Here is a 12099-nt window from a genome sequence, read left to right as displayed (position 1 = left end):
GGCAGCCGTCCCCGCCTACTCGCCGGCCACCACGACGATGGCTATCAGGCCGGCCGCGGCGCGGGCGGCGACGTCCGGCCCGTCGGCCGCGTTGACGAGCACGTCGACGACCCGCAGCCCGTCGGCTCCGGGAGGGCCCGACTTCACCACGGTCGCTTTCACCACGCTCGGGGCTCCTTCGGTCGTGGCTGGAGCGCTACGCGCGGCCACGGGCACCAGGAGGACGTCGTCACCCGGCCGCAGCGGGGTCGTCGGTACCTGCACGAGCGACACGCCGACCCCGATCAGCTGCTGGCCGGGAGCCGGGAGGCGCTGATCGGTCAGGGCGTCGCGCGTGAGCAACGAACCCGGCCTCAGGGAGGTCGCCGCGACCAGGCCGATCACCTGGTCGCGGTCGACGTACGGAATGGGTTCCAACGCCGGATCCGCCGAGATCCTTGCTTCTACTAGGTCGGCAGCGGTCAGGGTTTGCCCCCAGGCCACCTCGCGTTCGATCGCGATCACGGCGGTCGTCTGCCCCAGCGACGTCGCCAGATAGGTCGCCCCTAGGGCACCGAGCACCACCATGCTCACGGCCAATGCAAGGAGGGCCGGACGGCGCCGGCGACGAGGTGGCGGCAGGACCGGCGCACGGGGCAAGCCAGGCACTTCCGCCGGAGCGGGCGCTGCGCCGGTCGTCGGTGGCTGGGTCCGGGTCATCGGCTTCCCTCGTCCTGATTGAGGACGTGCAATTCACCGACGAACAACTCCGCCGAAGAGGACAGCTCCATCGCCTCGGTGCCCGACAGCCCACCACCGGACCAGGTAATCGTCCACGTGCTCGTCGCGGTGATAGGCCACGGGCCACCGCCCGGCACGTGACGACTCGACGCCTGCGCATACACATGGCCGCAGTCCGGTGAAGCGCCTTCGGTGCCCTGCACATATGGCGTCCCCAGCCCGCAGGTGACGATGTGCCCGTCGCCCATGTTCCAGACAACCTGGCTGACCCGAGCCTCGGCGGTCACCGTCACGCCCCCCGCCGACGCAGAGGCCTCGACAGGGCCAGTCGTCCCTGCGGTGCGTTCGGCCCACATCCACACCGGTAGTCCGACCAGCCCGCTGGCGGAACTGGGCGGCGGCGCCATCCCGATGTCCGGCGCCTTCAGGGCCATGGATGCGATCGCTTGCTGAGCGAGGAGGCGAGGGTCCACCGTCGGAGCGACGGGTGCTCCAGCCCCATTCAAGACGAAAATCAGGCCCGTCCACACGCCGGATCCGGTTCCCGCCGGGCGCGGACAACTGAAGACCCAGATCTTTCCGTCGTCCGGGCTGTGTCCGGCCCATACCGGGTGTCCAGTCCATGGCTGGGGATCTGCAACCGATCTCGTGCAGCTCGGCGGGGACGCTTCTCCGACTGCCGGCTGCTGCTCGCCGACCCTGGCGTCGTTGTCCCCACCGGCGCCTTGTCCTGGGGAAGTCGCCTGGACCAGACAGATCCCGGTCTGTGCATCTCTCTGCGCGCACTGCACGGGTGGAGCTGCCATCGCGACGTCCAGCCCGCCAAAGACGGCGAAAATGGCGACGGCGAACAGGACCGCACGGCACGACGTCAGCATGGTCGATCCGTCAGCGGGTCCAGCTCGTTGACCAGCCACGGGGATCCCGGTTCGGCCTCGTAGCGCGTGACGGTGATGTCCCAGACGTACCGCGGCGGAGTCGCCGGCGGCACGACCTCCCCGGTCGCGACTCTCACCAAGCGCGTGCTCTCGCTGTCGTAGCAGCCAGTGATCCTCACTGTCGGCCCCTCGGGAGCCGTCAGGTCGACGCCGGTGACCTGGAGATCAACTGCGGTGTCGCCTTCCTGCCGGAGTCCGAGGGCTGCATAGTCCCGTACCGCCGTGACGGCGAGCAGCGCGGCGGGGTCACCCGAGAACCGCCGGATCTCCGGCTCCCAATCCCTGGCGCCTGGGTCCTTCTTGGCCGCGTCGGTGACGTCCAGCATCTCGTTGACGACAACGGTGGCAGCTGTTGCCGCCTCCTCTTCGGGGGTCGGCGTGCTGCTCGTCGCACGAGCGGTCGTCGAAGTCCGCGAAGACGAAGACGTCGTCGCGCTCGGCGCTGAGCCATCGGGACTGGCCTCACCCGCCGTGCAGCTGGCGAGGGGCAGCAGCGCAAGGAGTGCCCCGAACACCCAGCGCCGCCTGGTCATCGCGCGTGCCCTCGCGGGGTCCGAGGATCACGCTTCCGCAGGAGGATGACTGCCAGCGGTCGGAGGACGAGTCTCTGGGGCATGCGGCCACATTCCGCGCTCGACTCCATCGTGCGGGCCATGGATACCTCCCCCGGGCAACGTGCGCGGGAAATTACCACCGCGACCGCGCCGGGAGGCAGGCTCTTTCTCCAGTAATTCTCCAGTTCAGCCCTGGAAAGTCGCCATGGCAGCGTGGTCCCTGCGCGAGCGGCGGACGGCCGCCTCGACGCGCGGGATGTCCACACCGAGAACCTGGCTGATTGCGCTTATCACCCTGGGTGAGGGATCCGCCCCGGGGCGGCCGTCCTCCAGTCGCACGTACGTCATGACCGACAACCCGGCGCCTGTCACTTCATTCGTGGCAAGTCCGGCCGCCAAGCGCAGAGCCGCCAAGGGCGGGTCATCGAGATCCACGTCGAGGAGATACAACGGGTCAACGCCCACCGCGGCCGCGAGACGCGGCACGAAGCGGGGTCGCGGACGCTCGAGTCCCGTCTCCCAGACCCGGATGCGCACCGGACTCGAGAGCTCCAGTTTGGTGGCCAGCACTTCTCTGGTCAGGCCCATTGCCTCACGGGCAGCGTGCAGGCGGTCGCCTCGAAGCAGCGGCCGCGCCACGGCAGCTCCCCATCACCCGATCGGTGGACAACCCGCCCCGTGGCGCCGAACCCTAGTGCCCTGTGCCCGACTCGATCGGGCACTCGCCGCATCACCGGCGCGGCGCGGCTGTGTGTCGCTGCGCGACCCCGGTGATCTTGGGGAGCGTTGTGCGACAGCCGTGATCAGAGACCTGTCGCCAGATCTTCGAGTCGTCCAACGCGGCTCTCGTCCACTGGAGGACTTCTGCAGAAGTCGCGACAGACTGCGCAGTCCCCTCCGGAACAGACCGGAGATGAACAGGAGGACGGGGCGTTCGACGGTGCCGACACCCACGACACGGCTGTGCGCACCGCCTGCCCCGTCACGCCGAGCCACCGAGCCCCGGTCACAGGACTGCATAAAAACCGGACCAGTCCACCGAAGACTCTCGGCCATGAAACGTGCAGACCATCCGCAGCACCGGCGTCCTCCATGCCGACCACGGTGCACCGCGGTCGGCGACGCCGGCTGCAGCATCCGCGGACGTCCCCTTCGCCGTCACCAGGTCAGTTTCTGATGCCTGGGACGACCTCGAAACGAGTGGCGTCGCCTGAACAGCACAACCAGCTGCTGACCGTCGCCCAGGCCGGGGACTACCTGGGAACAGGCGAGCGCTTCGTCCGCCGGCTGATCGCCCAACGGCGAATCACCTACGTGAAGCTCGGCAAGTACGTCCGGCTCCAGCGCTCGATCCTCGACGAGTTCATCGAGGCCGGACGTGTCACGAGCGAGGGGTAGCGCGACTCGCGGCGGTCCCTGGCCGCGAGTCGCGGTAGTGCGGCTGTGGGGTCCGTAGATCTCGGCGGTGTCTGACCAGGCCGCTTTGGCGCCCGTCGCTGCCGTCATCGTCAGCCACCGCGTGGAGGTGGCGGTTTTTGCGGCGCCACAACCGGCCTCGTGCCCAGTCCCGGTCATTGCTTCGACGAGCACGTCGTCCTGAGGACGTCAAGACCTTCAGGTGAATCCGTGGAAGGCAGCGAGCCGATCGGCGTCGACGCATCGACTCGGTCGGCGGCAGCGCAACAGTCCCCTTACCAACGGCACGGGGAGGTTGACGTGGGTCGAAGGGCCTGGGGCACAGTGCGCCGGCTCTCTTCTGGGCGCTATCAAGCCCGCTACACCGATCGCTCGGGCAGGCAAGTCTCGGCGCCGCACACGTTCGCGACCAAGGCTGACGGCAATCGATGGCTCGCCAAGGTGCAGACCGAGATGGACTCCGGCCGATGGATCGACGCGAAGGCGGGCAAGGAGACGCTCAAGGTCTATGCCGAGCGCTGGGTAGAGACGCGCCTCGTCCGTGGCCGGCCGCTGGCGCCTCGCACGGCTGAGCTTTACCGGGCACAGCTCAAGAACCACATCGTCCCGGCCCTGGGATCGACGCCGTTGCGCCAGCTGGAGGCCTCTGCTGTCCGGGCCTGGTACGGAAAGCTCAGCGGCCCCGACGGGCCGGGCCAGGTCACGGCGGCCAAGTGCTACCGGCTTCTGCGTGCCGTCTGCACCACGGCCGTCGACGACAACCTCATCGCTCGGAACCCGTGCTCTATCCGTGGCGCCGGGCAGGAACGGTCCAGCGAGCGACCGATGTTCACGCTCGCTCAGGTCCAGGCGCTGGTCGATGCCGTCGAGGATCGCTGGCGAGCGTTGATCCTGCTGGCCGCCTGGACGGGTCTCCGCATTGGTGAGCTGTCGGCGCTGCGCCGGGAACACCTCGACCTGAAGGCAGGCACCGTCAGCGTGAACACTGCCGTCGTCGACGTGATCGGACAGGGACGCTCCTATGGCCCGCCGAAGTCGGCTGCTGGGCGGCGAACGGTGGCGATCCCGCCGCACATCATCGGCGACCTGGAACACCATCTCGCGATGTACGCCCAGCCCGGCGCGCAGGGGCTGGTCTTTGTGGGTCCCAAGGGCGCACCGCTCCGACGCAACAATTTCGCCTCACGAGTCTGGGCCCCAGCAGCAGAGGCCGCCGGACTCCCGGCCGGCGCCCACCTGCACGACCTCCGCGGCTGGAGCGCCACTATCGCCGCCCAGCATGGAGCCACCACCAGGGAGCTGATGCACCGCCTCGGGCACGCCTCCCCCGCCGCTGCGCTGCGCTACCAGCGCGCCGAGCAAGAGCGAGATGCCGCTCTCGCCGCCTCCATGAGCACGGCGGCGAGGCAATCGGAAAACACGGCACCGTCCTGATCCGGCGTTGGCCAGCGGAGAACCCCTTGGCAACACCACCCGTCCAAGCTGGCCATGCCGGTTCGATCCCGGTCACCCGCTCCACATTCTGACCTGCTCAGATGTCCGTCCGCCCGATCCGCACGGTCAGCACGATGACCGCGGCGCTGCTGAGTCTGGGCGACTGGCTGGCCGGCCTCGGGGTGACTCGGGTGGTGATGGAGGCGACCAGCGACTACTGGCGGGCGCCGTTCTACCTGCTGGAGGACCGGTTCGAGACGTGGCTGGTCAACGCCCATGACGTCAAGCACCTGCCCGGCCGGCCCAAGACCGACCGGCTGGACGCGGTGTGGCTGTGCAAGGTCGCCGAGCGGCAGATGCTGCGGCCCAGCTTCGTACCGCCACCGGCGATCCGGCAACTACGCGACCTGACCCGCTACCGGGTGGACCTGCTCGCCGTGCGCACCGCGGAGAAGCAGCGGGTGGAGAAGCTGCTCGAGGAGAGTCGGCCTGGGGCGCGGTGTCCTGATCGCTCGGGATCCGTTTCCCCAGGCCGCTCGCCGAACCCGCCGTGCGCCTCTCGACGCAACGGGCTCTCCACGGAAACTGCCGTCATGCGGGAGTCAGCACCCAGGGGGTAGGGATGTTCGCTCGGTAGCGGTACCGGGTGACCGGCACCGACTCCAGGTTGAACAGGGCCTTCCCGTCCGCCGACAGTGGTCGCCACCGGCCGCCAGGGCCGGTGAACCGCCGGCGGAACTCCGTCCACCTCCAGCGATGCCGCACCATCAGCCACCGGGCGACCCGATGCCACACGAAGTTGGCCAGGGCCGAGAAGGCGTGCTTGCTGACAGCGTGACGGAAGTAGGTTGACCATCCGCGCATGATCAGACCGAGCCGGACCAGCACGGACGCCGGGGACTGCTGTGACGTCCTATTCGTCAGGGCCCGCACTTTCGCCTTCAACGACCGGATCGGCCGCTTGGCGATGAAGGTGTAGGCGTGCCAGGTGTTCGTTCCCCGTTTGCGTTTCCACTGGATGCGGAAGCCGAGGAAATCGAACCCCTCGGACATGTGCACCACTCTGGTCTTGGCATCAGAGAAGGCCAGGCCCATGGTGGCCAACACGCCGCTGATCTCTTCTTGTAGGGCTTCGACGTGGTCATGGGTGCCGTCGCAGAGCACGGCGAAATCGTCGGCATATCTGACGATCCGCCAATTCGGCAAGCCCTTGGCCCGACGCCGCTCGCGTCGAGAACGGGTGGACATGACGCCGCCCGGCTGCCACGGCCGGTGCAGGTGCTCATCGAGCACCGACAGGGCAATGTTGGCCAGCAGCGGCGACAGAATCCCGCCCTGCGGGGTGCCGGTGGGGGTGTCCTGCTTCTCGCCGAGTTCGGTCAGGATCCCGGCTTTGAGGAACGCCTTCACCAGCGCCACGACCCGCTTGTCCTTCACCCGCCGCCGCACCCGATCGAGCAGGGCGGTGTGCGAGATCCGGTCGAAGCACGCCTCGATATCGGCATCCAGCACCCACCGGTAGCCGTGTGTGCCGAACAGCTGGATCTCGGCGATCGCGTCGTGGGCCCGCCGGTTCGGCCGGAACCCGTAGGAGACCGGCTGAAAGTCGGCCTCGAAGATGGGTTCCAGCACCAGCTTCAACGCGGCCTGGACGACCCGATCGGCGATGGTCGGAATGCCGAGACTTCTCAGTTTTCCCGAGCCATGACCTTTCGGGATCAACCGCTGGCGCACCGGCATCGGGCGAAACGTTCCGCCCTTGACCTGTGCCCGCAGGTCGTCCAGGAACCCGGGAACGCCGACCTTCTGCTCCACCGCGTCGACGGTCCAGCCGTCCACGCCGGGAGTGTTCCGGCCGCTGTTCCCCGCGACCCGGGCGAACGCCACGAGCAGCGTCGCCGGGTCGTGCACGAGGTTGAACAGGTCGTCGAACCGGCGACCGGGATCGGCCACCGCCCAACGGTGAAGCTTGGCCTGCATTCCCGATACCCGAGCCTCAGGATCACTCCCGAGGGTCGGGCCACCCGAATTCACGGATGGATCTTTCGGCATCACAGTGTCCTTGTCTTCTCGTTTCCGCTGCCGCCCTTCCCCATGTGCCGGGCTTTCCCCGGCTCGGAGTACTACGGCGGCTCCGCCCCGTTCCGGACCGATCGGTCAACGGTGAACCCAACCCCTAATCCGCGCTGGATGCGTGGAACAGGGGCGAGGACCGGAACGGTTCCCGCGTTCACTGATATTCGCTCGACGGGGGAGGGGTCCCGCTTTGCCCCTGCGGCATCGTCATGGTTACGCCGTGGACATTCACCATGACCTCCCGGCGGGAGCGTCCATACCCGCCCAGAAGTTGTGCCCGCCGGACCGAAAATGCACCCGGCGGGTTGCGCACCGCTCCCGGCCATATCCGCCAGATTTGGGCCGGTCGATATTTGAGAGACGTAATAACGCGGGTTCCTCGCGTACTCCTTCCCATCACGCTCGCCGAACCCGAACCATCTGGCAGTGCTGGCCCGTCCCGGCTTTGTCAGGGCTGCTCCCACCCGCACCCGGCACCTTCCGGAACGGGCTGCCCTCAGCTACACCGCCCTGCCACGACAGGGTCAGCGGTGGTGGTCTCTCACCTCCACTCGAACATCAGCGCCTCGTGGCGCACGGACGCGCTGATCAAGCTGTCGGTCGTGGTCAGCGACGCGTTCGGGGTCTCCGGGCGGGCCATGATGGCCGCGCTGATCGCCGGCGAGCGCGATCCGGCGGTGCTCGCCGCGCTGGCCCGCGGCAGCATGCGCTCCAAGGCCACCCGGCTGACCGAGGCGCTCACCGGACGGTTCACCGAGCACCACGCCTTCCTGCTGACCCAAATGCTGCAGCGGGTGGACGCGGTCACCGCCGACATCGCCACCGTCCAGGGTGCCGGTGAAAGTCTTCCCGATCCGAAACGTCCCGTCCCTGCGCAGGTGGATCCGGTCATTCGTAGAGGCGGAAGACCGGCTCGGCGATGCAGACCGGCTTGTCCGCACCCTCGGCCTCGACGACCGCGCGCAAGATGATCTGGACGCCGCCGGCCACCTCATCGACGTCCTGGAGGGTCGCAACGAGCCGCACCTTTGTGCCGACCGGGACGGGCGCCGGGAACCGCACGCGGTTCAGCCCGTAGTTGACCATCATGCCCGCATCGGTGACGTTCAGAACCTGCGGCCACATCGGCAGGACGAGCGATAGGGTGAGATAGCCATGCGCGATCACCCCACCGAAGGGGCTCTCAGCCCTCGCGCGCTCGACGTCGACGTGGATCCACTGGTGGTCGTCGGTCGCCGCGGCGAAGGTGTTGACCCGGTCCTGGGTGATCTCCACCCAGTCGGTCGTGCCAAGATCCCGGCCCTGGAATGCGGGCAGCTCGGCGAGCGTGGTGGTCGTGGTCAAAGGGCTGTTCCTTCCGCGAGTGATTCGGCGACGGCGCCACCGCCTCCGGCGTCTCCGGGCACGGGCAGGTGGACGACGTACGTCCGTGCCATGGCTTGGGCGTGCACGTGACTTGAGCACCGGCAGCAGCGGGCGGCCGGCAAGGCGCCTCCCGGTCGCCGGACGAAGGTCCTCAACATCGCCCAGGGTGGGCGCTCTCTTGTGCATCAGCAGCCACCATGTTCGCCTGACGCCTCCACAGGTCTGGACCCGCGACGCGCCGGCTGCGCCAGCGCGTCGCGACAGTTCCCCCAGTTCCGTCGGAAGAGCTCGGGCGACGCGGTAGGCCTAGGCGTGCCGCTGTGCGCCCGTCATCGAGACGATCAGCCGCGCCGGCTTGTCGCTCTTGTTGCGCCATGCATGCCGGGTCCCGTTCTGCACGACAACGTCGCCCTGCTTGAGGTGGACCTGCTCCCCGTCCTCGAGCTCGAGCCAGACTTCGCCATCGACCACGATCACGTAGTCGACCGTGTCCGTGGTGTGCATCCCGGGGTTGTCCGGCTCGAAGGTCCTAACCATGTCCGGCATGTGCTGCATGAGCTCCTGACCGAAAGCCACGCCATCGAAGTCAGGGCTCATCGATGTGCTGTCGGGTCCTATCCCGACGAGCAGCAACCTGGTCTCTCCGACGGGAGGGAGGTACCCGGTTTCGGCCGTGATGGGTTCCCCGTCCTGGTGCGGGACGGACGGCGAGGACGACGTGGCCCACAGAACGGCACCAGCCGTGCCCGGCAAGACGTTGGACTCATAGACCTTAGGCGGCGGACCGTCGGACATCACGACGGCCTTGCCGCCGGAGTGCCCAGTGACGATGCGACGAACCGTCATGCTGATCTCCTCTTTGTATGAATCGGACGCTGTTCTTGGCCATCAGGCCAATCCGGCTCTCTTAGCTGCGCCGGCGAAGGCCGCCGTCCAGCGCAGGGCTGTCAGGCCCGAACTGCGATGAGATGTTGCCCCGTATGCCGACTGCGGGGCATCCGGCCTTCACGGCAGACCGATGTCTACGCACCGTTCCCCTGGCACCTTCGGCCACTGACTGGAAGCCGTCTTGCGCCCACACTGGAAACTCGTCCGGTCGGGCATCCGGACGAGCGGCGTCCCCCGTCATGCCTGGGTGCCAACGGGCGACCCGTACCGGGCTCGCGTTGCCGCGCCGGCCCGCTCCACTGCCTGGCGATCGAGCACGCCGGCGTTCCCGCCGGTACGCGCAGGGTCGGTGCACCGGTGCTTCTTGAGCTCCAGGCGGGCCAGCTGGTTGCGGTGAACCTCGTCGGGGCCGTCGGCCAGCCGCAGGTAACGAGCGGTGACGTAGGCCGCCGCCAGACCGAAGTCGTTGGTGACACCGGCGCCGCCGAAAGCCTGAAGGGCCCAGTCGATGATCTGGCAGGCCATGTTCGGGGCGACCACTTTGATCATCGCGATCTCGGCGCGCGCGACCTTGTTGCCGTACTCGTCCATCGCCCAGGCCGCCTTGAGCGTGAGCAACCGGGCCTGCTCGAGGAGCACCCTTGACTCGGCGATCCGCTCCAGCGTCGTTCCCTGCTCTGACAGCGGCACTCCGAACGGCGTGCGCTCGTCGGCTCGCCGGCACATCCGCTCGAGCATCCGCTCGGCAAGGCCGATCAACCGCATGCAGTGATGGATGCGTCCGGGCCCGAGCCGGCCCTGGGCGATCTCGAACCCGCGACCCTCGCCGAGCAGCATGTTGGTGGCCGGCACCCGAACGTCATCGAAGGCGACCTCGGACGCCTTGTCCAGCGTCCCCACGTAACCGAAGATCGGAAGTGGTCGCAGGATCTGGACACCGGGAGTGTCGACCGGCACCAGGATCATCGACTGCTGGCGATGCCGGTCCGGTGAATCCGGATCGGACTTTCCCATGACGATCATGATCTCGCAGCGAGGATCGGTCGCGCCGGTGGTGAACCACTTGCGCCCGTTGATCACGTAGTCGTCGCCGTCGCGGCGGATGGACGTCGCGATGTTGGTCGCGTCACTGGAGGCCACCAGCGGCTCGGTCATGGCGAACGCCGAGCGGATCTCACCTTCCAGCAGCGGCTGCAACCACCGCTGCTTCTGCTCCGGCGTCCCGTAGCGGGCGATCGTCTCCATGTTCCCGGTGTCGGGCGCGGCGCAGTTGAACACCTCGGGCGCCATGAGCGACCTGCCCATGATCTCGCACAGCGGCGCGTACTCCAGGTTGGTGAGACCTCCGTCGCCGTGCCCAGGGGGGAGGAAGAGATTCCACAGTCCCGCGGCCCGGGCCTTTGGCTTGAGCTCGTCGATGATGGCCGCGTGCCCGTAGGGGCCAGCGGCCTCGGCCTGCTCGAAGTGCACCGCCTCATTGGGGTAGATGTACTCGGCCATGAAGTCCTCGAGCCGCTGCTGCAACTCGAGTACCTTCGGAGGGTGCTGGAAGTCCATCAGACGGCTCCTACGAATGGTGCGGACAGTTCCTGGGTCGGACTCATGCCGAGCGCTAGCCCGATCGACGTGGTGACGAGGCCGCCCGGACGATTCGAGGTCGACACACTGCGTCCCAGGCTCAGGTCGACCGTGGTCGCCAAAGCGCGTAGCGCGATCGCCTCGACGCCAGACTCGTCCATTCGCAACGGATGCTCCTCGGTGAGCGTTTGCGTGTCGCTGAGATCAACGGTTCGGCGCCTGGCTGCTGCATGATGCGTCGCGCAGCCGCAGCGGCCGAGACGCTCGACGGCAGGGCAATCTGACCCGCAGAGCGGTCCAGATGTATCGGATGGTGGGACGATATAGCTGGGGTGATGGACAGGTCAATGGTCGATCGACACAGGTCCTCGTGCCGCGCCCCAAGGTGTGCCAACGGGTCGGACGGAACTCGCGACCTCGGGAGCCCGAAAAGGCGCATTCGAGCGAGCGGGCTCCGGCCCACCGGCAACGGGGGTGACCTTCGCCCGAGATAGGGCCGACGACCCGGCGGCTAGGAAGCCTTCACCGCGAGGACCGGGCAATCGGCGCGCAGCAGGATGTCTTGCGCGTTGCTGCCGAGCAGCAGTTTCCCGACGGCGGACCGGCGGCGCAGGCCGATGACGATCAGTGCCGCGCCCTCTTCTTCGGCGACCTGGACGAGGTCTTCGGCTGGATCGTTGCCTCGACCCAGATCGCGAACGGAGACATCCAGGCCGTCGTCGCTCAGTCGAGACCTGACCTCCGCAAGGGCCTTCCGTACCTCCAGGATCGTCTTCGCATCGTCATCGTCACCCCGGGCCGAGTGCACGACGATCAGTCGACCACTGCGCCGTCGAGCCTCCTCGGCGGCGGCCGCGATCGCGGCCTCACCTTCGGGGGTGCGGACCCAACCCACTACCACGCTCTCGCTCATGGCCGACACCCTGCCACATGAGGTGGACCATCGGACCGAAGGGCGGACCGGCTCGGTCAAGACTGGCGGCGACGGTTGGGGCGGTGCGGGTTGACACTGCCCAGCTCACGTCAGTACCGTCCCGGTATGCAAGCCGGTTGGTCCGCTCTGCAGGACAACCATGGCGATGCCGCTCAGTTCGGTTCGACCGCCAGCGCAACCGGCGTCCAGCTAGCGG

13 protein-coding genes are annotated in these 12099 nt (G+C 67.9%); 3 read left to right on the top strand and 10 right to left on the bottom strand.

Annotated features, from left to right (window positions below; translation table 11 throughout):
• Positions 1-15: 15 nt before the first annotated feature.
• From AC2H4J_RS09335 to AC2H4J_RS09320, 4 genes are all read right to left on the bottom strand, one after another.
• Positions 16-567 carry an SAF domain-containing protein gene (locus AC2H4J_RS09335; protein ID WP_487464893.1) on the bottom strand — a complete coding sequence of 184 codons (552 nt, stop codon included), beginning with the start codon at positions 565-567 and terminating at the stop codon, positions 16-18.
• A 128-nt stretch (positions 568-695) separates the two neighbouring features.
• Positions 696-1154 carry a hypothetical protein gene (locus tag AC2H4J_RS09330; RefSeq protein ID WP_487464584.1) on the bottom strand — a complete coding sequence of 153 codons (459 nt, stop codon included), beginning with the start codon at positions 1152-1154 and terminating at the stop codon, positions 696-698.
• Positions 1155-1591: 437 nt separating this feature from the next.
• The gene (locus tag AC2H4J_RS09325; RefSeq protein WP_487464583.1) at positions 1592-1984 is read right to left on the bottom strand and encodes a hypothetical protein; all 393 of its coding nucleotides are present in this window, start codon (positions 1982-1984) and stop codon (positions 1592-1594) included.
• A 414-nt stretch (positions 1985-2398) separates the two neighbouring features.
• Positions 2399-2851, bottom strand: coding sequence for a helix-turn-helix domain-containing protein (locus tag AC2H4J_RS09320; RefSeq protein WP_487464582.1), 453 nt, complete (start codon positions 2849-2851; stop codon positions 2399-2401).
• 561 nt (positions 2852-3412) lie between these two features.
• Between AC2H4J_RS09320 and AC2H4J_RS09315 the strand changes: the two genes are divergently transcribed.
• From AC2H4J_RS09315 to AC2H4J_RS09305, 3 genes are all read left to right on the top strand, one after another.
• Entirely contained in the window at positions 3413-3610 is a 198-nt protein-coding gene (locus AC2H4J_RS09315) for a helix-turn-helix domain-containing protein (protein WP_487464581.1), read from the top strand.
• A gap of 228 nt (positions 3611-3838) precedes the next feature.
• Positions 3839-5062, top strand: coding sequence for a site-specific integrase (locus AC2H4J_RS09310; RefSeq protein WP_487464580.1), 1224 nt, complete (start codon positions 3839-3841; stop codon positions 5060-5062).
• A 101-nt stretch (positions 5063-5163) separates the two neighbouring features.
• Positions 5164-5682, top strand: a complete 519-nt coding sequence (locus AC2H4J_RS09305; protein ID WP_487464579.1) for an IS110 family transposase — start codon at positions 5164-5166, stop codon at positions 5680-5682.
• Here the strand turns inward: AC2H4J_RS09305 and ltrA are convergent.
• The 6 genes from ltrA to AC2H4J_RS09275 form a co-directional block, all read right to left on the bottom strand.
• Complete coding sequence (gene ltrA, locus AC2H4J_RS09300; RefSeq protein WP_487464578.1) at positions 5654-7015, bottom strand: group II intron reverse transcriptase/maturase; 1362 nt, start codon at positions 7013-7015, stop codon at positions 5654-5656. The genes AC2H4J_RS09305 and ltrA overlap by 29 nt on opposite strands.
• A gap of 664 nt (positions 7016-7679) precedes the next feature.
• The gene (locus AC2H4J_RS09295) at positions 7680-7892 is read right to left on the bottom strand and encodes a hypothetical protein (protein ID WP_487464577.1); all 213 of its coding nucleotides are present in this window, start codon (positions 7890-7892) and stop codon (positions 7680-7682) included.
• Positions 7893-8026: 134 nt separating this feature from the next.
• Positions 8027-8482 (bottom strand): MaoC family dehydratase, encoded by a 456-nt coding sequence (locus AC2H4J_RS09290; RefSeq protein ID WP_487464576.1) that lies wholly within the window; start codon positions 8480-8482, stop codon positions 8027-8029.
• A gap of 327 nt (positions 8483-8809) precedes the next feature.
• Positions 8810-9349, bottom strand: coding sequence for a cupin domain-containing protein (locus AC2H4J_RS09285; protein ID WP_487464575.1), 540 nt, complete (start codon positions 9347-9349; stop codon positions 8810-8812).
• Positions 9350-9628: 279 nt separating this feature from the next.
• Positions 9629-10948 carry an acyl-CoA dehydrogenase family protein gene (locus AC2H4J_RS09280; RefSeq protein WP_487464574.1) on the bottom strand — a complete coding sequence of 440 codons (1320 nt, stop codon included), beginning with the start codon at positions 10946-10948 and terminating at the stop codon, positions 9629-9631.
• A 532-nt stretch (positions 10949-11480) separates the two neighbouring features.
• A complete protein-coding gene (locus tag AC2H4J_RS09275; protein ID WP_487464573.1) occupies positions 11481-11882 on the bottom strand; it encodes a universal stress protein in 402 nt (133 codons plus the stop codon).
• Between the last annotated feature and the right edge of the window lie 217 nt (positions 11883-12099).

It is taken from the genome of Blastococcus sp. OS1-29 (assembly GCF_057628075.1).
This window is presented reverse-complemented; position numbering and strand designations above follow the sequence as displayed.